Source organism: Sphingomonas sp. SUN019 (assembly GCF_024758705.1).
GTDB lineage: Bacteria > Pseudomonadota > Alphaproteobacteria > Sphingomonadales > Sphingomonadaceae > Sphingomonas.
This window is the reverse complement of record NZ_CP096971.1, coordinates 1,496,639-1,519,596: the sequence shown is the minus strand read 5'-3', so window position 1 is coordinate 1,519,596 and position 22,958 is coordinate 1,496,639. Positions and strand designations below refer to the sequence as shown.

General features: G+C 66.8%; 21 protein-coding genes. 16 read left to right on the top strand and 5 right to left on the bottom strand.

Going from position 1 to position 22,958, the window contains the following annotated elements:
* Positions 1–49 precede the first annotated feature (49 nt).
* From M0208_RS07405 to M0208_RS07395, 3 genes are read right to left on the bottom strand one after another with little or no spacing between them, the layout of a single operon-like run.
* The gene (locus M0208_RS07405; RefSeq protein ID WP_258891078.1) at positions 50–766 is read right to left on the bottom strand and encodes a haloacid dehalogenase type II; all 717 of its coding nucleotides are present in this window, start codon (positions 764–766) and stop codon (positions 50–52) included.
* Positions 763–2,283, bottom strand: a complete 1,521-nt coding sequence (locus M0208_RS07400) for a S10 family peptidase (protein ID WP_258891077.1) — start codon at positions 2,281–2,283, stop codon at positions 763–765. The genes M0208_RS07405 and M0208_RS07400 overlap by 4 nt, the downstream gene beginning before the upstream one ends.
* Positions 2,284–2,330: 47 nt before the next feature.
* On the bottom strand, positions 2,331–4,967 hold the full coding sequence (locus M0208_RS07395; RefSeq protein ID WP_258891076.1) for an EAL domain-containing protein: 2,637 nt from the start codon (positions 4,965–4,967) through the stop codon (positions 2,331–2,333).
* A 102-nt stretch (positions 4,968–5,069) separates the two neighbouring features.
* On the opposite strand from M0208_RS07395, the gene M0208_RS07390 reads away from it, so the two are divergent.
* From M0208_RS07390 to M0208_RS07365, 6 genes are read left to right on the top strand one after another with little or no spacing between them, the layout of a single operon-like run.
* On the top strand, positions 5,070–6,593 hold the full coding sequence (locus tag M0208_RS07390) for a fumarate hydratase (RefSeq protein WP_258891075.1): 1,524 nt from the start codon (positions 5,070–5,072) through the stop codon (positions 6,591–6,593).
* A complete protein-coding gene (locus M0208_RS07385; RefSeq protein ID WP_258891074.1) occupies positions 6,590–6,847 on the top strand; it encodes a type II toxin-antitoxin system HicA family toxin in 258 nt (85 codons plus the stop codon). The genes M0208_RS07390 and M0208_RS07385 overlap by 4 nt, the downstream gene beginning before the upstream one ends.
* Positions 6,844–7,074: a type II toxin-antitoxin system HicB family antitoxin gene (locus M0208_RS07380; protein ID WP_258891073.1), complete on the top strand. Its 231-nt coding sequence runs from the start codon at positions 6,844–6,846 to the stop codon at positions 7,072–7,074. The genes M0208_RS07385 and M0208_RS07380 overlap by 4 nt, the downstream gene beginning before the upstream one ends.
* Before the next feature lie 31 nt (positions 7,075–7,105).
* Positions 7,106–7,741: a DUF969 domain-containing protein gene (locus M0208_RS07375; protein WP_258891072.1), complete on the top strand. Its 636-nt coding sequence runs from the start codon at positions 7,106–7,108 to the stop codon at positions 7,739–7,741.
* Positions 7,738–8,643 carry a DUF979 domain-containing protein gene (locus M0208_RS07370; protein WP_258891071.1) on the top strand — a complete coding sequence of 302 codons (906 nt, stop codon included), beginning with the start codon at positions 7,738–7,740 and terminating at the stop codon, positions 8,641–8,643. The genes M0208_RS07375 and M0208_RS07370 overlap by 4 nt, the downstream gene beginning before the upstream one ends.
* On the top strand, positions 8,640–9,602 hold the full coding sequence (locus M0208_RS07365; RefSeq protein WP_258891070.1) for a DUF2891 domain-containing protein: 963 nt from the start codon (positions 8,640–8,642) through the stop codon (positions 9,600–9,602). Before M0208_RS07370 ends, M0208_RS07365 begins: the two co-directional genes overlap by 4 nt.
* Here M0208_RS07365 and M0208_RS07360 read toward each other — a convergent pair.
* Positions 9,599–9,904, bottom strand: coding sequence for a hypothetical protein (locus M0208_RS07360; protein WP_258891069.1), 306 nt, complete (start codon positions 9,902–9,904; stop codon positions 9,599–9,601). The genes M0208_RS07365 and M0208_RS07360 overlap by 4 nt on opposite strands.
* A gap of 150 nt (positions 9,905–10,054) precedes the next feature.
* Between M0208_RS07360 and M0208_RS07355 the strand changes: the two genes are divergently transcribed.
* The 10 genes from M0208_RS07355 to M0208_RS07310 all read left to right on the top strand — a co-directional run bounded on the left by M0208_RS07355 (position 10,055) and on the right by M0208_RS07310 (position 21,602).
* The gene (locus tag M0208_RS07355) at positions 10,055–11,461 is read left to right on the top strand and encodes a cytochrome ubiquinol oxidase subunit I (protein ID WP_258891068.1); all 1,407 of its coding nucleotides are present in this window, start codon (positions 10,055–10,057) and stop codon (positions 11,459–11,461) included.
* Between the two features lie 4 nt (positions 11,462–11,465).
* The gene (cydB, locus tag M0208_RS07350) at positions 11,466–12,473 is read left to right on the top strand and encodes a cytochrome d ubiquinol oxidase subunit II (protein ID WP_258891067.1); all 1,008 of its coding nucleotides are present in this window, start codon (positions 11,466–11,468) and stop codon (positions 12,471–12,473) included.
* Complete coding sequence (locus M0208_RS07345; protein ID WP_408988140.1) at positions 12,430–12,582, top strand: DUF2474 domain-containing protein; 153 nt, start codon at positions 12,430–12,432, stop codon at positions 12,580–12,582. Before cydB ends, M0208_RS07345 begins: the two co-directional genes overlap by 44 nt.
* A gap of 135 nt (positions 12,583–12,717) precedes the next feature.
* On the top strand, positions 12,718–13,566 hold the full coding sequence (locus M0208_RS07340; protein WP_258891066.1) for a TorF family putative porin: 849 nt from the start codon (positions 12,718–12,720) through the stop codon (positions 13,564–13,566).
* 124 nt (positions 13,567–13,690) lie between these two features.
* Positions 13,691–13,780 carry a K(+)-transporting ATPase subunit F gene (kdpF, locus tag M0208_RS07335; RefSeq protein WP_258891065.1) on the top strand — a complete coding sequence of 30 codons (90 nt, stop codon included), beginning with the start codon at positions 13,691–13,693 and terminating at the stop codon, positions 13,778–13,780.
* Between the two features lie 13 nt (positions 13,781–13,793).
* Positions 13,794–15,497, top strand: coding sequence for a potassium-transporting ATPase subunit KdpA (kdpA, locus tag M0208_RS07330; RefSeq protein ID WP_258891064.1), 1,704 nt, complete (start codon positions 13,794–13,796; stop codon positions 15,495–15,497).
* Positions 15,498–15,513: 16 nt separating this feature from the next.
* Complete coding sequence (gene kdpB, locus M0208_RS07325) at positions 15,514–17,550, top strand: potassium-transporting ATPase subunit KdpB (protein ID WP_258891063.1); 2,037 nt, start codon at positions 15,514–15,516, stop codon at positions 17,548–17,550.
* Positions 17,551–17,677: 127 nt separating this feature from the next.
* Complete coding sequence (kdpC, locus tag M0208_RS07320) at positions 17,678–18,259, top strand: potassium-transporting ATPase subunit KdpC (protein WP_258891062.1); 582 nt, start codon at positions 17,678–17,680, stop codon at positions 18,257–18,259.
* A complete protein-coding gene (locus M0208_RS07315) occupies positions 18,256–20,916 on the top strand; it encodes a sensor histidine kinase KdpD (protein WP_258891061.1) in 2,661 nt (886 codons plus the stop codon). Before kdpC ends, M0208_RS07315 begins: the two co-directional genes overlap by 4 nt.
* A complete protein-coding gene (locus tag M0208_RS07310) occupies positions 20,913–21,602 on the top strand; it encodes a response regulator (RefSeq protein ID WP_258891060.1) in 690 nt (229 codons plus the stop codon). The genes M0208_RS07315 and M0208_RS07310 overlap by 4 nt, the downstream gene beginning before the upstream one ends.
* Before the next feature lie 114 nt (positions 21,603–21,716).
* Here M0208_RS07310 and M0208_RS07305 read toward each other — a convergent pair whose 3' ends face one another.
* Positions 21,717–22,886 carry an alpha-hydroxy-acid oxidizing protein gene (locus M0208_RS07305; protein ID WP_258891059.1) on the bottom strand — a complete coding sequence of 390 codons (1,170 nt, stop codon included), beginning with the start codon at positions 22,884–22,886 and terminating at the stop codon, positions 21,717–21,719.
* Positions 22,887–22,958 lie beyond the last annotated feature (72 nt).

Genomic DNA, 22,958 nt, shown 5'->3' with positions numbered 1-22,958 from the left:
CCGCTATCGCGATCGGGCCGTCGCCGCCAGCGATTTTCGACATCCGCGGTCAGCAATCCATCGCGTCCGCCAGTTGTTCCAGGCTGTCGACGGCGTACTCCCAATCCTGTGCCTGATCCGCGTCGGGTGCGACGCGGCCACCATATTCCTGCGGCCGGTGGATGAAGGCGGTTTGCAGGCCGCAGGCGCGGGCGGCGGCAAGGTCGCTGTGGTGCGCAGCGACCAGACACAGATCGGACGGCGCGATCTGCAGGATGTCCGCCATCCGCGTATAGGCGGGCAGGGCAGGTTTGTAGGCGCGCGTCACCTCCGCGCCCATGATCGCATCCCATGGCAAGCCACCGCGTCGCGCCATCTCCAGAATCAATGCGATGTTGCCGTTGGAGAGCGTGACGATCGGGAAGCGCGATTTGAGGCGGGTGAGGCCGGGGACCGAGTCGGACCACGGATCGAGCCGCCGCCATGCGTGCGACCAGTCGGTGAGGGTTTGGTCGTCGAGCGTCGCCGGGTCGATGTCGTAGTGGCGGAGCAGGTCTTCGAGCATTTCGCGGTGGAGCGTGTCGAGGATGATGAAGCCGCGATCGCCGTTGTTGACGCTTTCCATCGCGGGGACGTAGCGACGACGCCAGCCGTCGGCGAAGCGATGCGGGTCGAGGTCGGAGCGACCGAGTCGCGCAAGGAACGGCGCGGATTCGCGCGCGATGCTGGTGCGCCAGTCGACCACCGTGCCGAAGACGTCGAAGGCGAGGACTTTGGGAAATGTCACCTTGCGCGGATGAACGCGCGGATGTCGGCGGAGAGTTTGCGCAGATCGTTTTCGCGGACGTACATCATGTGCCCGGCATTGTAATAATGCCACTGGATGCGCCCGTCGTTGGGGATACCGGTGCGATTCAGCGAATATTCCGCGCCGAAGAACGGCGTCGCGAAATCGTAATAGCCTTGCCCCGCGAACACGCGTAGCCCGCTGTTCTCCCGCATGGCGCGGCCGATGTACGGTGCGACGTTCAAATAACCTTCGCCGCCGCGCGGGCCGCCGATCTTCCAGTCCCAGTCGCGCACCCCACCGATCGAGGAATAGACGAGGTCGGGGGAGTATTTCAGCCCCTCACGGCTCCACTGGTTCATCGCCGCGGTGTACGCGCCGTCGATCGCATAGAAGCTGGGGTCGTTGTCGGGCTCCTCCCCGGCATTGTCGTAATCCTTGCCGGTGTAGCGCGTGTCGAGGCGGCCGATCGTCAGGCCGCGGTCGCGCAGCAGTTCCTTGTAGAAGCGGCCCGGCGACAGGCGCAGGTCGGCGCGATCGAGATAGGCTTCCGATACGCCGGTGAACCGCGCGAGTTGCGGACGGATCGCGGCGCGTTCCCCCGGCGTGATCGCGTTCCCTTTCAGCAACGCCGACGCATAGGGGCCGATCGCGAACGCCTTCGCCTCTGCGACGAACTGTTCGACCGTGGCGGGCTTGTTCGGCACCTTGTCATGATACCAGGCGGTCGCCGCCATCGACGGCAGGTTGGTGACATAGCCGAGTTCGTTGCCCGGCGAATCCGCGGCGGCGGAGAAATCGAGGATCGACGAGATCAGGATGATCCCGTTGATCGCGACATCGGTGTAGCTGCCTTCCAGTTCGTTGATGACCGCGGCCGAGCGCGTTGTGCCATAGCTTTCGCCGCCGATGAACTTCGGCGCGTTCCAGCGGCCGTTGGCGTCGAGCCACAGCCGGATGAACTGCGCCATCGATTTCGCGTCCTTGGTGACGCCCCAATAATCCTTCGGGTCTTTTTTGCCGAGCGCGCGGGAAAAGCCGGTGCCGACGGGGTCGATGAAGACGAGGTCGGTCACGTCGAGCAGGGATTCGGTATTGTCGATGATCGGATAGGGCGGCGCGCCGTCGTCCTTCGCGTCCGACGGGATGACCACGCGCTTCGGCCCGAACGCGCCCATGTGCAGCCATAGCGATCCCGAACCCGGACCACCGTTCCACAGGAAAGTGACGGGGCGTTTGGGATCGACCGCGCCGTCCTTGACGTAACTGTACGAGGTGATCGCGGCGAGCGGCTTGCCGTCCTTGTCCTTCAGATACGTCTCGCCCGCGGTCGCGCGGTAGCTGATCCGCGCGCCGCCGAAATTGCCGCTATGCTTCGTGACCGACACGACGGGAGGCGGGATCGGTGCGTCGGCCGCCTTTTCGCTTTTCGCCGCAGGCTTGTCGTCGGCGTCCTGCGCCAGCGCCGCGGTCGAGAGCAGCAGCGCGGGCAGCGCGAGCGCGGCGGTCAGTTTCATCGGATGCGTCCCCGGATTTAGATTGTATCCGGCCGGGGGTAGGCCAATCACCCCGCCCGGCGCAACGCCTTGGGCGGGGCGTTCAACCGTTCCAGGTTAAAGCCTTCGGCGAACTCCAGACCCGCCTTGCCATCCCTGGTCCAGCGGACCGTGGCGGGGAACAACTGGCTGTCGATCAGCTCGATCAATACGTCGACGCCGATCGCCTCGTCAGGGAAATCGACGCCGTCGATCATCGCGCCCGACGACGATATGTTGCGGATGCGGACCTCGCCCGTTTCGTCACCGATCGCGATCCGGGCCGAGCGCAGCATCGTCGTGCGCTGTCCCCGGCTGACCTTGTACCCGATCGCGCTGGCCTTGCCGCCCGCTGCCGCCAGTTGATCGAGCACATCGGCGGCGCGTGCGGGGCGGCCATAGACGTAGCCCTGGATGTGGCTGCACCCCAAACTGCGGATCAGCGCGATCTCATCCTGCTGTTCGACCCCCTCGGCGGTGGTCTCCATGTAGAGCGTGTCGGCGAGCGTCACGATCGCCTTGATGATCGCGGCGTTGCGGTTGCCGGGCTGGATCGCATCGCGCACGAAGCTCTGGTCGATCTTGATCTTGTCGAACGGCGCCTTTTTCAGATAGCCGAGGCTTGAATAGCCGGTGCCGAAATCGTCCAGCGCCAGCCGGACCCCGATGCCCTTCAACGCCGCGAACATCGCATCCGTCGCGTCGCCGTCGTTCAGGAACACGCCTTCGGTGATCTCCAGTTCTAGCCGCGACGCGGATATTCCGGCGGCGGCGATCGCGTTGGTGACGATCGCGGGCAGCGAGGTGTGCGCGAACTGGATCGGCGAGACGTTGACCGCGACCCGCACGTGGTCGGGCCAGGTCGCCGCCTCGGCGCAGGCGGTGCGGAGCGCCCATTCGCCGATTGCGCCGATCAGTCCGCATTCCTCGGCGACCGAGATGAAGTCGGCCGGGCTGACGCTGCCGCGCGTCGGGTGATCCCAGCGCAGCAACGCCTCGTATCCCACGATCCGTTCGTCGGCGGTCGACACGACCGGCTGATAAGCGAGGTGGAACTGGTTGCCGGCCAGCGCGGCGCGCAGATCGTCCTCCAGCCGTTTGCGATGCTGCGCGCCGGCGAGCAATTCGTCGCGGTAGAAGCGGTGGACGCCGCGCCCATCCCCCTTCGCCGCATAGAGCGCGAGGTCGGCGTTGCGAACGAGCGATTCGGCATCGTCGCCATGTTCGGGCGCGATCGCAACGCCGATCGAGCAGCCGATCGTGACCGGCGCGCCTTCGATCACATATGGTTGCGACAGCGCCGCGATGATCGAGCGCGCGAGCTGGCCCAGCCGGTCGCGATGGCCCTCGCGCGGAACCAGCACCTGGAATTCATCGCCGCCCAGCCGCCCGACCAGCCCCGCGTCGCCGACCGTCCGCTGCAACCGCTGCGCGACCTGCTTCAGCAGTTCGTCCCCGATATGATGGCCGAGCGTGTCGTTGACCGCCTTGAACCGGTCCAGATCGAGCAGGAACAGCGCGGTCATCCCGCGCGCGGCGTTGGCGGGCGACAGCGTCTGATCGATCGACAGCCGCATCCGCTGACGATTGGCGAGGCCGGTCAGGCTGTCGAACAGCGCGAGGCGGGTGATCTCCGCCTCCTGCCGGCGCTTCTCGGTCAGGTCGCAGCCCGAACCGATGAAGCCCTGAAACCGGCCGCGTTCGTCGAGCACCGGGCGGCCGGAGATCGACCACCAGCGATCGGGCGCGCCGTCGAACGCCGCGCGGACCGAATAATCCGCAAAACCGGTGCGCGACGACAAGTGGAAGGTCAGCGTGCGTTCGGTTTCGTGGAGGGTCGAATCGACGCGGAAGACGTTGCTCAGCCGTTCGCCGATCGGCTCCACGCCTAGCCCGGCGATCTCTCGCGCCACCTTCGCGGAAAGATAGGTCAGGTGGCCGAAGCGGTCACTTTGCCAGAACCAGCCGTTGCCGTGCGCCTCATATTCGCCGACCAGCCGCGTCGCGAGCCTTCCGGCATCCACGGCGCTCCTTCGCCTGGCGATTAGCAGCCGGTCGCGCGCGGCAACGCGCCCGATGCCTGCAGCAAGTGCACCCGCCAGCGTCAGGGCCAGCGCCGCTGCGACGCCGAAGCCGGTGGTTGCCGGAACCATCAACGCCAGCGCGGTCGAAAACGCGAGCGATGCCGCGCGTACCGCATGAAGCGCGATCGCGACGATCACGATCGCGCCGAACGCCGCCACCGCGCCGCTCAAGCGGAACTCTGCGTTCGGCAGATCGTGCGCGGCGCTCAACGCCAATGACAGAAGGATGCCGAGTACGGCCGAAAGTGCGGCAAGCGTCGAATTGCGGTGATGGCTGGGCCATTCGCGCAACTTCGGTAGGGTGACGACCGCCCAGATCGCAAGTCCGATCAGCGCAATCGGCACGCCGACTAGTATGATGTCTTGCGCCAGCATCGCCGATTGCGAGAGCGCCGTGGCCAGGAAGATCGACGGTCCAACTAACAATGTCAGCGCCGCGACCGGCCAGAGCGAGGCGACCTCGCCCAGCGCGGCGTCACGCGCGTCGACGATCGCTTCGTCGTGATCCGCGATCAGGCCGAGCGCGTCCGCCAGCCCCCGCGGCGACGTGATCGTGTGGACGCTGCGGCGGACAATTCCCATCCGCGGTGTCTAGCGCCGCCGCCGTTCGCGATTGGTTAGCGCCAATCCCTAATTCGTCTTTACGAATTGATGCGGGGCGCGGGCTGCGGCAAGGGTGCGGCCATGACGACGATGATCCGGCAAGCCGATGTGATCGAGAGCGTGGCCGACGCGCTCCAGTTCATCAGTTACTATCACCCGATGGATTATATCCGTGCGCTGGGCGAGGCTTACGAGGCCGAGCAAGGCCCGGCCGCGAAGGACGCGATCGCGCAGATCCTGACCAATAGCAGGATGTGTGCGGAGGGGCATCGCCCGATCTGCCAGGATACCGGAATCGTCAACGTGTTCGTTAAATGGGGCATGGATTGCCGGTTGGACGACACCAGCCGGTCGCTGCAGGAGATCGTCGACGACGGCGTGCGCCGCGCGTACTTGCATCCCGAGAACAAATTGCGCGCGTCGGTGCTGGCCGACCCGGCCTTCACGCGGCGCAATACGAAGGACAATACGCCGTGCGTGCTGCACGTCGAGATGGTGCCGGGGGCGACCGTCAGCATCGACGTCGCGGCGAAGGGTGGCGGGTCGGAGAATAAGTCCAAGTTCAAGATGATGAACCCCAGCGATTCGATCGTCGACTGGGTGCTGGAGATGCTGCCGCAGATGGGGGCGGGCTGGTGTCCGCCGGGGATGCTGGGGATCGGCATCGGCGGCACCGCGGAGCATTGCGTGCTGCTGGCGAAACAGGCGCTGATGGAGCCGATCGACATGGGCCCGCTGAAGGCCCGCGGGCCGCGCAATGACATCGAGGCGCTCAGGATCGAGATTTTCGACAAGGTCAACGCGTTGGGGATTGGCGCGCAGGGGCTGGGCGGTCTGTCCACGATCCTCGACGTGAAGATCAAGGATGCGCCGTGTCATGCGGCGGGCAAACCCGTCGCCATGATCCCGAACTGCGCCGCGACGCGTCATGCGCATTTTACGTTGGACGGGTCCGGCCCGGCGTATCTCGAAGCGCCGAAGCTGGACGAATGGCCCGACGTGAACTGGACGCCCGACAAGGCCGCGATCCGCGTCGATCTCGACACGTTGACGCCGGAGGTGGTGCAGGGCTGGAAGCAGGGCGACCGGCTGCTGCTGAATGGCAAGATGCTGACCGGGCGCGACGCGGCGCACAAGCGGATCAAGGACATGCTGGACGCGGGCGATTCCCTGCCGGTCGCGTTCAAGGGCCGTGTGATCTATTATGTCGGCCCGGTCGATCCGGTCGGCGAGGAGGTGGTGGGGCCGGCCGGCCCCACCACCGCGACGCGGATGGATAAGTTCACGCGCATGATGCTGGATCAGGGTCTGCTGGCGATGGTCGGGAAGGCCGAACGCGGCGCGGATGCGACGAAGGCCATCGCGGAGGGCAAATCGGCGTATCTGATGGCGGTCGGCGGCGCGGCGTATCTGGTGGCGCGTGCGATCAAGGGATCGAAGGTCGTCGGCTTTGCCGACCTTGGGATGGAGGCGATCTACGAGTTCGAGGTGTCGGATTTCCCCGTGACGGTCGCGGTGGATAGCGAGGGCAACAACGTCCACCAGCTCGCGCCATTGGTGTGGCGGGACAAGATCGCAAAGGAACGGCTGTTGGCCCCGGCATGACGCGGATTGCAAAGCTCTACGATCGGCTGGCGTCCGGCAGCGCGATCAGTTTCGATGAGTTCGAGCGATTGCTGCGCGCATTTGGGTTCGTTCTTGGTCGCACAAGCGGCAGTCATCGCATCTACAAGCGAACTGACGTTCATGATCGGATCGTGGTTCAGCCAAAAGGTAAGGCCGCCAAACCCTATCAGCTGCGGCAGTTCCTTGATATCATCGAGTCCAACGGCCTGACGCTGGACGGGAACGACGAATGACCCCGCGCTATCATATCAACGTATTTTGGTCGTCCGAGGATGATTGCTGGATCGCGGACGTGCCGGACCTTCGGTATTGCAGTGCGCACGGCACGACGCCTGACGAGGCGGTCGTGGAGGCGCAGGTCGCGATAAACCTGTATCTGGAAAGTCTCGCCGCCCACGGCGATCCCATCCCCGAACCGCGCTATCGCCCCGCGATCTACGCTGCCCGCGCCGCCGCTTGAGCATCCGTCGATCCGCTAATCTTTCGCGCTGATGCTGGTACTGCTCGGCATCGCGGTCATCGCGCTCGGGTTTTTGCTGCGGTTCAATCCGATGCTGGTGATCGCGGTGTCGGCGCTGGTGACGGGGCTGGCGGTGGGGCTCGATCCGCTGGCGATCCTGGCGGCGTTCGGGAAGGCGTTCAACGATACGCGCTACGTCACCGCGATATATATCGTGCTGCCGGTGATCGGGCTGCTCGAACGGCACGGGTTGCAGACACGCGCGCGGGCGTTGATCGCCGGGTTGAAGGGCGCGACGACGGGGCGGTTGCTGATCGCATATCTGGCGTTCCGACAGATCACCGCCGCGCTGGGCCTTACATCGGTCGCGGGACACGCGCAGACCGTTCGCCCACTGATCGCGCCGATGGCGGAGGCGGCGAGCGATGGCGCTGATCCGGAGCGCATCAAGGCGATGGCCGCGGCGACCGACAATATCGGGCTGTTCTTCGGCGAGGACATCTTCATCGCGATCGGATCGATCCTGCTGATGAAGGGCGTGCTTGAGGGGTATGGCATCGTGCTGGAGCCGCTGCAGCTGTCGGTCTGGGCGATCCCGACCGCGATCGCGGCGTTCCTCATCCACGGGTTCCGGCTGTGGCTGCTCGATCGCAGGCTGAAACGATGATCGGGCTTAACTTCGTCTATCTGGTAGCGGGGCTGACCTTTATCGCGTTCGCGGTGCTGAGCGTGCGCGATCGGCGCTGGTCGAACGCCTTGTTCTACGCGCTGATCGCGGCGAGCTTCCTGGTCGGCGATCGTCTGGGCGATATCGGTAACGGGATACTGGTGCTCGCGTTGGTCGCGATTGCGGCGACCGGACAGATGCGGCGGAGTACGCCAGAGGCGTCGCCGGAGCGGCTGCGTGGAAACCTGATCTTCGTGCCCGCGCTGATCATCCCTGCGACCGCCTTGCTGGGGACGCTGGCGTTCAAGGAACTGCCGGGGCTGGTCGATCCGAAGCAGGCGACGCTGGTGGCGCTCACGCTAGGCGTGCTGCTGGCGATCATGTTCTGCTACGTCTGGCTGCGGCCCGGCGTCACCGCGCCGTTCGCGGCGGGGCGGCGGTTGATGGATGATGTCGGCTGGGCGGCGGCGCTGCCGCAGATGCTGGCGAGCCTCGGCGCGGTGTTCGCGCTGGCTGGCGTGGGCGAGGTCGTCGGACGGGTGATCGGCGTGGCGATTCCGGAGGGCAGCGTCGTCGGCGCGGTGATCGCGTACGGCGTCGGGATGGCGCTGTTCACGATCGTGATGGGCAACGCCTTTGCGGCGTTTCCGGTGATGGCGGCGGCGGTCGGGATACCGCTCTTGGTGCAGGCATATGGCGCTGACCCGGCGCCGGTGGCGGCGGTGGGGATGCTCGCGGGGTTCTGCGGGACGCTGATGACGCCGATGGCGGCGAACTTCAATCTGGTGCCTGCGGTGCTGCTGGAACTGAAAGACCCGAACGGCGTGATCCGCGCGCAGATCCCGACCGCGCTGCCGCTGCTGGTGTTCAACATCGCCTTGTTGTGGTGGGTCGTCGCATGAAGTTGACCGGGGAAATGGCGGCGGGTTTCGCGCGGTTGACGCTGTCGCACATCGGGCAGCGTTATCCGTTCAAACTGGATCAGGTGCTGACCGGGCCAGACGATTTGGTCGAGCCGCACGTGCTGCACCCGATCTTCCACGGCAGCTTCGACTGGCATAGCTGCGTGCATGGATGGTGGCAGTTGCTCACGATCGCGCGGCTATTTCCGGGGCTGCCCGAGGCCGCTGAAATACGCGCGCGGGCGGATGAGATGCTGGTTGTGGAGAAGGTCGTCGGCGAACTGTCGTATCTGTCGCGGCCGGGGGCGGCGGGGTTCGAGCGGCCCTATGGCTGGGCATGGGCGGTGGCATTGCATGGCGAGGCGGCGCGGCATGACGCGGGGTGGGGCGCGGCGCTGGAGCCGTTGGCGCGGGCGTTCGCCGCGCGGTTTGCGGCGCATCTGCCGAAGCTGACCTATCCGATCCGCGTCGGGACTCACTTCAACACCGCGTTTGCGCTGGTCCTCGCGCGGGACTGGGCGGTCGAGCATGACTTGGCATTGGCCGCGCTGATCGACGACCGGTCGCGCGACTGGTTCGGGGCGGACCGCGGGTGTCAGGCGTGGGAGCCGGGCGGGGACGAATTCCTGTCGCCCGCATTGTGCGAGACATTGCTGATGCGGCGCGTGCTGGGGAGCGGGTTTGGCGACTGGTTCGCGGCGTTCCTGCCCGGCTTGGCTCACGGGAAGCCAACGACGCTGTTTACGCCCGCCACGGTATCGGACCGCAGCGACGGGAAGATCGCGCATCTCGACGGGTTGAACCTCAGCCGGGCTTGGTGCTGGCGCGGGTTGCGGTTGGACGAACCGTGGGCCGAGGCGGCGGCGGAGCGGCATCTGGCGGCCAGCCTGCCGCATCTGGCGGACGATTACATGGGCACGCATTGGCTGGCGACGTTTGCGCTGCTGGCGCTGATTTAATTTACCGTCGTCGGAAAGCCGGTCGGCGGCCGCAATCCTTCCCGCTCCGACGCCGGAACCGGCGCGCTCGGATCGGGGCGGAAGGCGTCGGGCGCGCGGTTCGTGCCGGGCCGGGCGGCGTCGAACGACAGATCCGACGCTTCGTGCTCCGCGTTGGCGGGACTCAGCGCTTCCTTTATGCGGCCGCGGAACAGCGTGCCGATGGCTAGTGCAGCGGTGCCGATCAGCGCGGCGCCGATCGTGCGGTTGCGGATATGGTGATCGGCCTTGAAGCGGCCGTGGCTATCGCGGGCGGGTTCCATGCGCGGTTCAACGATTTCGCCCGCGCGGTGTTCCCATGAGCGATGCGCCTGCAGGTGGTGCACCTGCAATTATTGCACTCCAAAATCGGGCCGCGAGCGCCTAGAGATTGGTCGGCGGAGCGTTCGTCCGTCGACCCCACGGGAACGACCATGTTCGACACCCTCGATCCGGTGCTGCTGGCGCGCATCCAGTTCGGCTTCACCGTCAGCTTCCATTTCATTTTCCCGTCCTTTTCGATCGGGTTGGCGAGCTATCTCGCGGTCCTCGAAGCGCTATGGCTGAAGACGGGCAAGGAACTGTACCTCGACCTGTTCAAATATTGGGTGAAGATCTTCGCCGTCGCATTCGCGATGGGCGTCGTGTCGGGCATCGTGATGAGTTACCAGTTCGGCACCAACTGGTCGGTGTTTTCGACCAAGGCCGGACCCGTCATCGGCCCGCTGATGGCCTATGAGGTGCTGACCGCCTTCTTCCTGGAGGCCGGATTCCTGGGCGTGATGCTGTTCGGGATGAGGAAGGTCGGGAAGGGCCTGCACTTCGCCGCGACGTTGATGGTCGCGCTCGGCACGTTCATCTCCGCGTTCTGGATCCTCAGCGTGAACAGCTGGATGCAGACGCCGACGGGGTTCTCGATGAACGCCAAGGGCCAGTTCCTGCCGTCGGGGCCGTGGCTGGACATCATCTTCAACCCGAGTTTCCCGTATCGTCTGGTCCACACCGTGATCGCCGCGTACCTGACGACCGCGCTGGTGGTCGGTGCGGTCGGCGCATTCCACCTGCTGCGCGACGCCAGCAAGCCGCACGCGCGAAAAATGTTCTCTATGGCGATGTGGATGGCGGCCTTGGTTGCGCCGGTGCAGATTTTCGCGGGCGACGAACACGGCCTCAACACGCTGAAGCATCAGCCCGCGAAGGTGATGGCGATGGAGGGGCATTTCGACAGTCACCCGGACGGCGCGCCGCTGATCCTGTTCGGTCTGCCCAATCAGGCCGAGAAGCGTGTCGATTATGCGGTCGAAATCCCGAAGCTGTCGTCGTTGATCCTGAAGCATGATCTGGACGCGCCGCTCGCTGGGCTCGACACGATCCCCGACGATCGCGAGCCGCCAGTGGCGGTGGTGTTCTGGTCGTTCCGGGTGATGGTGGGGATCGGCTTTGCGATCCTTGGCCTCGGGCTGTGGAGCCTGTTCGCGCGCGTCCGCGGCAAGCTGTACGACTGGCCGTGGCTGCACCGCGCGGCGCTGACGATGGGACCGGCCGGGTTCGTCGCGGTGATCGCGGGCTGGATCACGACCGAGGTCGGGCGGCAGCCGTTCACGGTTTACGGCCATCTGCTGACCGCGCAGTCGCATTCGCCACTCGCCGCGCCCGCGGTGGCGGCATCGCTGACCGCGTTCGTTTTGGTCTATTTCGCGGTGTTCGGGGCGGGCACGTGGTACATACTGAAGCTGATGAGCGCGCCAGCTCATCCTGGCGAGAGCGAGCCCGACGCAACGCCGACGCGGACCGCTGGTATCACTCCTGCGCCCGCGCGCAACCAGCCGGCGAGGGCCTGATCCGATGGGAGTCGATGTCGACCTGACCGTGGTGTGGGCGTTCATCATCGCCTTTTCGGTGTTCCTGTACGTCGTGATGGACGGGTTCGATCTGGGCATCGGCATCCTGTTCCCGGTGTTCGACGTAGGGGAGGAGCGCGATCAGGCGATGAATTCGATCGCGCCGGTGTGGGACGGGAACGAGACGTGGCTGGTGCTGGGGGGCGGCGGGCTGTTCGCCGCATTTCCGCTGGCCTACGGCGTGATCCTGACCGCGACCTATCCGCTGATCATCGCGATGCTGCTGGGGCTGGTGTTCCGCGGCGTCGCGTTCGAGTTCCGCTGGCGCGACCCGCGCCACCGCGTATTGTGGGATGCGGCGTTCACCGGCGGTTCGTTCCTGGCGGCGTTCGCGCAGGGCGTGACGCTGGGCGCGTTGCTGCAGGGGGTGAAGGTGGTCGATCAGGCCTATGTCGGCGGGTGGCTGGATTGGCTGTCGCCGTTCTCGATCCTGACCGGGCTGGGCGTGGTGGCGGGCTATGCGCTGCTCGGCGCGACGTGGATGATCTGGCGGATCGAGGGCCGCGCGCAGGAACATGCGAAGCGGCTGGCGCTCTATGCGGGAATCGCGACATTGGTGGCGATCGTCGCGGTCAGCGCGGCGACGCCGTTCCTGCAATTCGAATATTGGAAGCGCTGGTTCGCGATGCCGGGCGTGCTGGCCACCGCGCAGGTGCCGTTGCTGACGGCAATCGTCGCCTTCCTGTTCTTCCGCAAGCTGAAGGCGGGGTCTGAATGGGCCCCGTTCGCGCTGGCGCTTACCTTGTTCGGGCTGTGCTTCGCGGGGCTGGGGGTCAGCATCTTCCCCTATATCGTCCCTGACCAGATCACGATCTGGGACGCCGCCGCGCCGGAGAAGAGCCAGATATTCATGCTGGTCGGCACCGCGTTCATCATGCCGCTGATCCTGGCTTACACCGCCTGGGCCTATTGGGTGTTCCGCGGCAAGGTCGGGCTGGACGGTTATCACTGAGGAAGCGCCCCTGTGGCGGCGGCTGGCGTGGCTGGCCGCGATCTGGGCGATGAGCGTCGCGGCGCTGGGCGCGGTCGCATGGGTGATCCGCACGTGGCTGATGGGGTGAGTTGACGCCTTTCATTCCTCCCCGTGCCGGGGAGGAATTACACTATGCAAATGCTATGCGGATCGGGCGCGTTCGCTCTCGAAGCGAAACGCGAAACACGCCTAATCGGCCATCCTCACCGTTTGAGGATTCCCCATGAAGTCCGTCGTTCTCGCGACCGCCCTGTCGGGCATGGTCGCCGTTTCCGCTCCCGCTTATGCACAGGACACCGCGCCGCCCTCGCCCGTAACCGTTACCGGATCGGTCGCGATCGCGTCCGACTACCGGTTCCGCGGCGTGTCGCAGTCCGACAAGGAAATGGCGATCCAGGGCGGCATCACGCTGACCCACGAAAGCGGCCTGTACGCGGGCGTGTGGGGATCGAACCTGTCGGGTTGGGGCACGTTCGGCGGCGCGAACATGGAACTGGACCTGATCGGCGGGTACAAGGCGAAGTTGGCCGACAACGCCACGCTCGACGTCGGCCTGGTCTGGTACATGTATCCCGGCGGCGCGGACAAAACCGATTTCGCCGAACCCTATATCAAGCTGACCGGCACCACGGGTCCGCTGACGCTGACCGCGGGCGTGGCCTATGCCCCCGCGCAGCAGGCGCTGGGCAATTGGTATTTCACCGGGGCCGATGCCGCCGCCGGCATCTATAACGATCCGGGCGACAAGGAGGACAACCTCTACGTTTCGGGCGACGGCGCGCTGGCGATCGCGGGGACGCCGCTGACCGCCAAGGCGCATATCGGCTATTCGGACGGCAATCCGGGGCTCGGCCCCAACGCCACCAGCGTCGCGCCGACCGGCAAATACGCCGATTGGTCGCTGGGCGTCGACGCCACGTACAAGAATCTGACGGTGAACGTGTCCTATGTCGACACCGACATCAGCGCGCGCGACGCGGCGCGCATCCAGCCCAGCTTTTCCAAGGGGCAGGACGGCGTCGGGTCGATCGCCAACGGCGCGGTGGTCGCGTCGCTGACCGCTGCCTTCTGAATCATCGTCTGAACAGGGAACCGGAACCATGCAGGATATTCTCTGGATCGGCGTGATCCTCGGGCTGTTCGCCCTGACGCTCGCCTACGTCCGATTGTGCGACAACGCTTGAGGGAATGAAATCATGACCTTCGACATGTGGCTCGCGGCGCTGACCGCTTTCGGCCTTCTCGCCTATCTCGTGGTGGTGCTGATCCGCCCCGAGCGTTTCTAGAAAGACGCATTCGATGACCATCCAGGGCTGGATCCTGATCCTCGGCTTCGTCGCCATCTTGCTGGCGCTGACGAAGCCGGTGGGGACGTGGCTGTTCGCACTCTATGAGGGGCGGCGAACGCCGCTCCATGTCGTCCTTGGGCCGGTCGAACGCGGCTTCTACAAACTGGCGGGGATCGATCCGAACGCCGAGCAGAGCTGGCGGCGGTATGCGGTTCACATGCTGCTGTTCAACGTCGTGCTGCTGCTGTTCACCTATGCGGTGCTGCGGTTGCAGGGCGTGTTGCCGGGCAATCCGCAGGGGCTGGCGGGCGTGCCCGATCATCTGGCGTTCAACACCGCGGTCAGCTTCACCACCAACACCAACTGGCAGAGCTATGGCGGGGAATCGACGATGTCGAACCTCAGCCAGATGCTCGGCCTGACGATCCACAATTTCATGTCGGCGGCGACCGGCATTGCGCTGGCCTTCGCACTGTTCCGCGGCTTTGCGCGGCGTGAGGCGAAAGCGATCGGCAATTTCTGGGCCGATGCGACGCGCATCACCTTGTATCTGCTGCTGCCGGTGTGCGTGATCTACACGATCTTCCTGATCGCCAGCGGCGTGCCGCAGACGATGGCGGGGGCGATCGACGTCAACACGCTGGAAGGCATGAAGCAGTCGATCCTGCTCGGGCCGGTCGCGAGCCAGGAAGCGATCAAGATGCTCGGCACCAACGGTGGCGGCTTCTTCAACGCGAACTCTGCGCATCCGTTCGAGAACCCGACCGCGCTGACGAACCTGATCCAGATGCTGTCGATCTTCACGATCGGCTTTGCCCTGACGTGGACCTTCGGCAAGGCGGTCGGCAACACGCGGCAGGGCTGGGCGATCCTCTCGGCGATGATCATCCTGTTCGTCGCGGGCGTGACCGTGACCTATTGGCAGGAAGCTGCAGGCAACCCGATCCTCCACAATCTCGGCGTCGCCGGGGGCAATATGGAGGGCAAGGAAGTCCGCTTCGGCATAGCCGCATCGGCGCTGTTCTCGGTGGTCACCACCGCCGCATCGTGCGGCGCGGTGAATGCGATGCACGACAGCTTCACCGCACTGGGCGGCATGATCCCGCTGTTCAACATTCAGTTGGGCGAAGTCGTCATCGGCGGCGTCGGCGCTGGCATCTACGGCTTCCTGCTGTTCGCGATCCTGGCGGTGTTCGTCGCCGGGCTGATGGTCGGGCGCACCCCGGAATATGTCGGCAAGAAGATCGAGAGCCGCGAGGTGAAGCTTGCGGTGCTGGCGATCGCCGTCCTGCCGCTCATCATCCTCGGCTTCTCCGCGATCAGCGCGGTGCTGCCCGCCGGGCTGGCGGGGCCGCTCAACAAAGGGCCGCACGGGTTCAGCGAGATCCTGTACGCCTTCACCAGCGCGGTCGGGAACAACGGGTCGGCCTTTGCGGGTCTGACCGCCAACACGCCGTATTACAATTCGCTGCTGGGTATCGCGATGTGGGTCGGGCGCTTCTTCATCATCGTACCGATGTTGGCGATCGCCGGTTCGCTCGCCGCGAAGAAGTACACGCCACCCAGTGCCGGGTCGTTCCCGACGACGGGCGGACTGTGGGTCGGGCTGCTTGTCGGCATCGTCCTGATCCTGGGCGGCCTGACCTTCCTGCCGAGCCTCGCGCTCGGACCCATCGCCGATCATCTTGCGATGATCAGCGGCCAACTTTCGTAAATCGGAGCGCCTGGACATGGCCCGCACAGCGACCGCGTCGCTCTTTACCGCCGATCTGATCCTGCCTGCGATCAGTGACGCCTTCCGTAAACTTTCGCCCCGGCAGCTGATCCGAAATCCGGTGATGTTCGTCACCGCTTGCGTCGCATTGCTGATGACGATCCTGCTCGGCATCGGCAGCCCGACGCTGACCGTCGGCTTCCAGCTGCAACTGGTCGTATGGCTGTGGCTGACGGTGCTGTTCGGCACCTTCGCCGAGGCGATTGCCGAGGGCCGCGGCAAGGCGCAGGCGGCAAGCCTGCGCGGCACCAAAGCCGAGTTGCGCGCGAAGCTGCTGACCGGGGTCGGCGACACGTGGGAGCTGGCCCCCGCCAGCCGCCTGTCGGTCGGCGACGTCGTTCTGGTCGAAACGGGCGACCTGATCCCGTCCGACGGCGAGGTGATCGAGGGCGTCGCCAGCGTAAACGAAGCCGCGATCACCGGCGAGAGCGCGCCTGTGATCCGTGAAGCGGGTGGCGATCGATCTGCGGTGACCGCGGGCACGCGCGTCATCTCCGACCAGATCAAGGTCCGCGTGACGGTGGAGCCGGGCCAGGGCTTCCTCGACCGCATGATCGCGCTCGTCGAAGGCGCGGAACGGCAGAAGACCCCGAACGAGGTCGCGCTGACGATCCTGCTCGTCGGCCTGACGATCATCTTCCTGATCGCGGTCGGCACGATCCCCGGTTTCGCGACCTATGCCGGGGGTGACGTGCCCGTGGCGATGCTGGCGGCGTTGCTCATCACGCTGATCCCGACGACGATCGCGGCGTTGCTGTCGGCGATCGGTATCGCGGGGATGGACCGGCTGGTGCGTTTCAACGTGCTCGCCAAGTCCGGTCGCGCGGTGGAGGCGGCGGGCGATATCGACGTGCTGCTGCTCGACAAGACCGGGACGATCACAATCGGCGACCGGCAGGCGAGCGAATTCCGCCACGTCGCCGGATCGAGCGACAGCGAACTGGCCGAGGCGGCGTTGCTCGCCAGTCTCGCCGACGAAACGCCCGAGGGCCGATCGATCGTCGTGCTGGCGCGCGAGAAGTTCGGCGTCACCACCGCGGCATTGCCCGACGGCGCGGAAGTGATCCCGTTCACCGCGCAGACCCGCATCTCGGGCGTGCAGATCGGCGGTTCTTTGGTCCAGAAGGGCGCGGTCGATTCGATCCTGCGCGCCAATCCCGGCGTCGGCGAAACCGCCGCGGCGACCGAACTGCGCCGCATCACCGACGAGATCGCACGCGCCGGCGGCACCCCGCTGGCGGTGGCGAAGGACGGCCGGTTACTCGGCGCGATCTTCCTGAAGGACGTGGTGAAGGCGGGCATCCGCGAACGCTTCGGCGAACTCCGCGCGATGGGCATCCGGACGGTGATGATCACCGGCGACAACCCGCTGACCGCCGCGGCGATCGCGGCCGAGGCGGGGGTCGACGATTTCCTCGCGCAGGCGACGCCCGAGGACAAGCTGGAGCTGATCCGCAAGGAGCAGCAGGGCGGCAAGCTGGTCGCGATGTGCGGCGACGGCACCAACGATGCGCCCGCGCTGGCGCAGGCGGACGTCGGCGTCGCGATGAACACCGGCACGCAGGCCGCGCGCGAGGCGGGCAACATGGTCGACCTCGACAGCGATCCGACCAAGCTGATCGAGGTGGTGGGGCTCGGCAAGCAATTGCTGATGACCCGCGGCGCGCTGACGACCTTCTCGGTCGCGAACGACGTGGCGAAGTATTTCGCGATCATCCCGGCGATCTTCGTCGCGCTGTATCCGGGTCTCGGCGTGCTGAACGTGATGGGTCTGGCGACGCCGCAATCGGCGATCCTGAGCGCGATCATCTTCAACGCGCTGATCATCCCGGCGCTGGTGCCGCTGGCGCTGAAGGGCGTGACGTACCGGCCGATGGGGGCGGGGCCTTTGCTGGCTCGCAACCTCGGAATCTACGGGCTGGGCGGGCTGGTGGCGCCGTTCGTGGGGATCAAGATCATCGACCTGCTGGTGTCCGGAGTAGGGTTGGCATGATCTCGCTTAAGCACCTCCCCGGCGAAGGCCGGGGCCCAGTCGCACCGTCCCATCGGGCGACAGCCCGCCAGTCGCGACTGCAACCCAACCGGGCCCCGGCGTTCGCCGGGGTGGAAGGAAACTGACGATGAGCTCCGACTTCACCTCCGCCGTGCGCCCCGCGATCGTCATGACGATCCTGTTCGCACTCCTGCTCGGGATCGGCTATCCGCTGGCCATGACCGGTATCGGACAGGCGATCTTTCCCGGCGCAGCGAATGGCAGTCTGGTGCGCGACGGCGACCGCGTGATCGGGTCGACCGTCATCGGGCAGGCGTTCGTCTCGGACCGCTACTTCCAGACCCGGCCGTCGGCCGCGGGCAAGGGCTATGACGGGCTTGCCTCGTCGGGCTCCAACCTCGGCCCCGCGAGCCAGGCGCTGACCGACCGCGTGAAGCCCGATGTCGAAAAGCGTCGCGCCGAAGGTGTGACCGGGCCGCTCCCCGCCGACCTCGCCACCGCGTCCGGCTCCGGCCTCGATCCCGATCTGTCGCCCGCCGCCGCATTGGTGCAGGCCGCCCGCGTCGCCCGCGTCCGCGGATTGCCCGAGGCGCGCGTCCGCGCGCTGGTCGAGCAGTCGGTCGAAACGCCGCTGTTCGGCATCCTCGGCGAACCGCGCGTCAACGTGTTCGAACTCAACCGCGCGCTCGATCGACTGAGTAAGGGTTGAGCGACCGCGACCGACCATCGCCCGAGGCCTTTCTGCGCGCCGCCGCGCAGGAAGGTCGCGGGCGGCTGAAGATATTCCTCGGCGCCGCGCCCGGCGTCGGCAAGACCTACGAAATGCTCTCCGAAGGCTCGGCGCGCCGCCGTGCCGGGATCGACGTGGTGGTCGGTGTGGTCGAGACGCACGGCCGCGCCGAGACCGCCGCGCTGACCGTCGGGCTGGAGACGATCCCGCGCGTCCAGATCGAGCACCGCGGCCATGCGCTGGGCGAAATGGACATCGATGCGCTGCTGGAACGCGCGCCCGCGCTCGCCCTGGTCGACGAACTCGCGCATACCAACGCGCCGGGCAGCCGTCACCCGAAACGCTGGCAGGACGTCGAGGAACTGCTCGCGGCGGGGATCGACGTCTTCTCCACCGTCAACATCCAGCACATCGAGAGCCTGAACGACGTCGTCGCCAGCTTCACCCGCGTCCGCGTCCGCGAAACGGTGCCCGATCATGTGCTGGAGATGGCCGAAATCGAGGTCGTCGACATCCCGCCCGACGAGTTGATCGAGCGGCTGAAGGACGGCAAGGTCTATCTGCCCGAGGAGGCGACGCGCGCGCTGGCGCATTTCTTCTCCAAATCGAACCTGTCGGCATTGCGCGAACTGGCGCTGAGGCGGGCAGCGCAGGCGGTCGATGCGCGGATGCTCGACGAACTGCGCGCGGGTGGGCTGGGGGGCACGTGGGCGGGGGCCGAGCGGATCGCGGTGGCGGTCAGCGAGCTGCCCGGCGCGGACGGGCTGGTGCGCGCCGCCAAGCGCATGGCGGACGCGCAGCGCAGCCCGTGGACCGCGGTGCATGTCGAAACGCCCCGCTCGCGCGCGCTGGGGGCGGAGGATCACGCGCGGATCGCGACGGTGATGAATCTGGCGACGCAGCTTGGCGGCGAGGTTGCGACCGTCCCCGCGGTGTCGGTGCTCGAAGGGCTGAAAACCCATACGCTGGAAGCGCGCGTGACGCAGCTGATCGTCGGGAAATCGGTGCGCTCGCGCTGGTTCGAGCTGCGCCACGGATCGGTCGTCGACCGGCTGGTGCGCGAGACGCCGGGCGTCGCGGTCCACGTCCTGCCGTTCGATGCGCCTGCGCGCGCTCCGGTCCGGCGACGCAAGTCCGCCGTCGAATGGGGCAGCCGGTCGGGCTATCTGTGGACGCTGGCGATGGTCGCGGGCGTCACGGCGGGCGGAAGCGCGCTGTCGCATTTGCTCGACCTCGGCAACGTCGCCTTGCTCTATCTGCTGCCGGTGATGGTCGGCGCGAGCCTGTTCGGCCTGCGCACCGGATTGTTCGCAGGTCTTGCGTCCAGCCTGGCGTACAATTTTTTCTTCCTGCCGCCGGTGGGGACATTCTCGATCAACAATCCCGAGAATGTCGTGTCGGTGTTCGTGCTGCTGGGCGTGGCGATCGCGACCAGCCAGTTGACCTCGCGAGTGCGCGCGCAGGCCGATCTGGCGGCGTCGAGCGCGCGATCGAATGCGGCGCTCGCGGGCTTCCTGCGGCGGCTGGTGCCGATCGACGACCGGGTGGAGGCGGCGGGGGTGATCTGCGGGGAGATCGGGCGGACCTTCGCCGTGCGCACCGTGCTGCTGGAGGCGGGCGCGACCGGCCTGACCGTGCTTGCCGCGCGCGACGCCGACGTGCGGATGGAGCCGATCGAGCTGGCGGCGGCGCAATGGGTGCAGGACACCGGCCAGCCCGCCGGTCGCGACACCGCGACGCTGACCGCGTCCGACTGGCAGTTCCGCCCGCTGGGGGCCGAGGGGAAGCCGATTGCCGTGCTGGGGATCGCGCGCGAGGAGGGCGGCGACCCGCTGCGCGCGGACCAGTTGCCGCTGCTGATGGGGCTGATTGACCAGGCATCGTTGGCGCTGGAACGCCTGCGGCTGGCGGAGGAGATGCGCGATGTGGATGCGGTGCGCGAGCGTGACCGGCTGCGTGCGGCGTTGCTGTCGTCGGTCGGCCACGATCTGCGCACGCCGTTGACGGCGATCCTCGCGGCCACGGCGGAATGGCGCCGCGCCCCCGCGCCCGAACTGGTCGACACCGTCGCGCAGGAGGCGTTGCGGCTCGACCGGTTCGTCGCGAATTTACTCGACATGGCGCGGGTCGAGGCGGGGGCGATCCGGCTGAACGTGGAGGCGATCGATCTGACCGACGCGATCGGCGCGGCGGTGCATGACGCGCGCGTCGCGCTGGGCGGACATCCGGTGACGCTGGAGGTGCCACCGAACCTGCCGCTGGTGCGCGTCGACGCGCAGCTATTCCATCATTGCCTGCTCAACCTGCTCGACAATGCCGGGCGCTACGGCGATCCGGGCACGCCGGTCACGATCCGCGGGGCGCGGACCAGCAATGGCATCGATCTGGCGGTGCTCGACGAAGGGCCGGGCTTGCCCGCAGAAGGCGGCGGCGCGGTGTTCGACACGTTCCGGCGGTTGCGCGGGTCGGATCGCACGGCGGGCGGGACGGGGCTTGGGCTGGCGATCGTGAAGGGATTTGCGGAGGCGATGGGATTGAGCGTGGCGGCGGCGAACCGGAGCGACGTGCAGGGCGCGCGGCTGAGCCTGATCTTTCCCGATGCGTTGCTGGTGCGTGAGCGCGAGGAGGAGGCATGAGCGGGCACCGCGTGCTGGTGGTCGACGACGAAGTGGCGATCCGGCGGCTGTTGCGCAGCGCGTTGACGCGGGTCGGGTATGAGGTGGTCGAGGCGACGAACGCGCGCGAGGCGCTGGACGTCGCCGCGGCCGAGCGGCCCGCGGTGATCCTGCTCGATCTCGGCCTGCCCGATCGCGACGGGCTGGAACTGGTCACGCTGCTGAAGCGGTCGGGCGAGGCGGCGGTGCTGGTCGTGTCGGCGCGCGAGGATACCGAGGACAAGGTCGCCGCGCTCGATCTCGGTGCGGACGACTATGTGACCAAGCCGTTCGATACCGAAGAACTGCTGGCGCGGGTGCGCACTGCATTGCGCCACGCGGTTGCGCCGTCGTCGGGCGAGGCGGTCGTGAAAGCGGGTGCGCTGACGTTCGATCTGGTCGAACGGCGCGTGACGCGCGGCGGCGAGGACGTGCGGCTGACGCGCAAGGAATTCGCGGTGCTGGCGGTGCTCGTCCGGGCAGGCGGCCGCGTCGTGACTCATCCCAAGATGCTCGAGGCCGGATGGCCCGACGTCCACGACCGCCACGTCGAATACCTCCGCATCGTGATGCGCAACCTGCGGCAGAAACTGGAGGAAGACCCCTCGCAACCGGTGGTGCTGACGAACGAACTGGGCGTCGGTTACCGGCTGGTGATCGATCCGTAGAAATCCTCCCCTGCACGGGGAGGTGGCAGGCGAAGCCTGACGGAGGGGTGTCACCCTCTCGACAGCGCGATACCCCTCCGGCGCTGCGCGCCACCTCCCCTTGCAGGGGAGGATTTATCTTTGGCGCACGGCCCCCGCCGCGCGCACCGCGGCGACGCTGGGATAGCCGTTGACCGCCATCAGCAAATCCGCCTCCGCCAGGATGCAGCGAAGGACATGCGCCGCGCCCTCCGCGCCGCCCAACGCGAGGCCGTAGCTGTACGGCCGCCCGATGCCGACCGCGCGTGCGCCGATCGCCAGCGCCTTTACGACATCCGTGCCAGACCGGATTCCGCTGTCGAACAGCACCGGCACGTCGCCCGCGCTCGCGACGACGTCCGGCAGCATGTCGATCGCGGCGATTCCGCCGTTCGCCTGCCGCCCCCCGTGGTTCGAACAATAAATCGCATCCGCGCCGTGATCCACCGCGCGCCGCGCATCGTCGCCGTGGCAGATGCCCTTTAGCACGATCGGCAGCTTCGTAATCGATTTCAGCCACGCCATGTCGTCCCACGTCAGCACCTTGCCGAACGTCGCGCCCCACGTGCCGATCGCGGCGGCGAGGTCTTCCGATGGTGGCTTGGCCAGCATCTTGCGAAACACCGGATCGACGAAATAATTGGTCAGCACATGCCCGCGCAGTTGCGGGAAATTGGCGGTGTTCAGGTCGCGCGGCCGCCAGCCGGTGACCCAGGTGTCGAGCGTCACGACGATCGCCTTATAGCCCGCCGCCTCGGCGCGCCCGACCAGGCTCTCGGCCAGCGCCTTGTCCTTCGGCGTATAGAGCTGGAAGAACGCCGGGGTATCGCCGCATGCCGAATACACATCCTCCAGCGGATCGTTCGACAGCGTCGAGGCGCACAGCGGCACGCCGGTCACGGCGGACGCACGCGCGGCGGCCAGGTCGCCGTGCTGGTCCTGCGTACACATTCCCGTCACGCCGATCGGGGCCATGAAGATCGGGGTCGGCAGCTTCATCCCGAACAGTTCGATCGACAAATCGCGCTGGCGGCAATCGACCATCATCCGCGGCACCATCCCCCAGTCCGAAAAGGCGGCGGCGTTGCGGCGCTGGGTATGTTCGTCGCCGCACCCGCCCTGCACGTAGCTGAGCGTGCCCGGCGGCAGCGCGGCGCAGGCGCGCGCCTCCAGCGTGGCGAAATCGACCGGGATCGTCGGCACGACGCCCGACAGGCCCGCGCCGTAGATCTGGTTCTGGAGATCGCCGTAATGGGGCATCCGCATCCTCTCTTTCGTGGTTGCCCCTCTGTCCGATGCGGGCGCGCGGCTGTCGAGTCCCGCCTGTCCGCTTTCATC

What these genes read in the sequence shown, in the direction of transcription:
- M0208_RS07400 (WP_258891077.1), bottom strand. Translation starts at nt 2,283, where the DNA reads ATGAAACTGACCGCCGCGCTCGCGCTGCCCGCGCTGCTGCTCTCGACC.
- M0208_RS07395 (WP_258891076.1), bottom strand. Translation starts at nt 4,967, where the DNA reads ATGGGAATTGTCCGCCGCAGCGTCCACACGATCACGTCGCCGCGGGGG.
- M0208_RS07390 (WP_258891075.1), top strand. Translation starts at nt 5,070, where the DNA reads ATGACGACGATGATCCGGCAAGCCGATGTGATCGAGAGCGTGGCCGAC.
- M0208_RS07385 (WP_258891074.1), top strand. Translation starts at nt 6,590, where the DNA reads ATGACGCGGATTGCAAAGCTCTACGATCGGCTGGCGTCCGGCAGCGCG.
- M0208_RS07380 (WP_258891073.1), top strand. Translation starts at nt 6,844, where the DNA reads ATGACCCCGCGCTATCATATCAACGTATTTTGGTCGTCCGAGGATGAT.
- M0208_RS07375 (WP_258891072.1), top strand. Translation starts at nt 7,106, where the DNA reads ATGCTGGTACTGCTCGGCATCGCGGTCATCGCGCTCGGGTTTTTGCTG.
- M0208_RS07370 (WP_258891071.1), top strand. Translation starts at nt 7,738, where the DNA reads ATGATCGGGCTTAACTTCGTCTATCTGGTAGCGGGGCTGACCTTTATC.
- M0208_RS07365 (WP_258891070.1), top strand. Translation starts at nt 8,640, where the DNA reads ATGAAGTTGACCGGGGAAATGGCGGCGGGTTTCGCGCGGTTGACGCTG.
- M0208_RS07360 (WP_258891069.1), bottom strand. Translation starts at nt 9,904, where the DNA reads ATGGAACCCGCCCGCGATAGCCACGGCCGCTTCAAGGCCGATCACCAT.
- M0208_RS07355 (WP_258891068.1), top strand. Translation starts at nt 10,055, where the DNA reads ATGTTCGACACCCTCGATCCGGTGCTGCTGGCGCGCATCCAGTTCGGC.
- cydB (WP_258891067.1), top strand. Translation starts at nt 11,466, where the DNA reads ATGGGAGTCGATGTCGACCTGACCGTGGTGTGGGCGTTCATCATCGCC.
- M0208_RS07340 (WP_258891066.1), top strand. Translation starts at nt 12,718, where the DNA reads ATGAAGTCCGTCGTTCTCGCGACCGCCCTGTCGGGCATGGTCGCCGTT.
- kdpF (WP_258891065.1), top strand. Translation starts at nt 13,691, where the DNA reads ATGACCTTCGACATGTGGCTCGCGGCGCTGACCGCTTTCGGCCTTCTC.
- kdpA (WP_258891064.1), top strand. Translation starts at nt 13,794, where the DNA reads ATGACCATCCAGGGCTGGATCCTGATCCTCGGCTTCGTCGCCATCTTG.
- kdpB (WP_258891063.1), top strand. Translation starts at nt 15,514, where the DNA reads ATGGCCCGCACAGCGACCGCGTCGCTCTTTACCGCCGATCTGATCCTG.
- kdpC (WP_258891062.1), top strand. Translation starts at nt 17,678, where the DNA reads ATGAGCTCCGACTTCACCTCCGCCGTGCGCCCCGCGATCGTCATGACG.
- M0208_RS07310 (WP_258891060.1), top strand. Translation starts at nt 20,913, where the DNA reads ATGAGCGGGCACCGCGTGCTGGTGGTCGACGACGAAGTGGCGATCCGG.
- M0208_RS07305 (WP_258891059.1), bottom strand. Translation starts at nt 22,886, where the DNA reads ATGCGGATGCCCCATTACGGCGATCTCCAGAACCAGATCTACGGCGCG.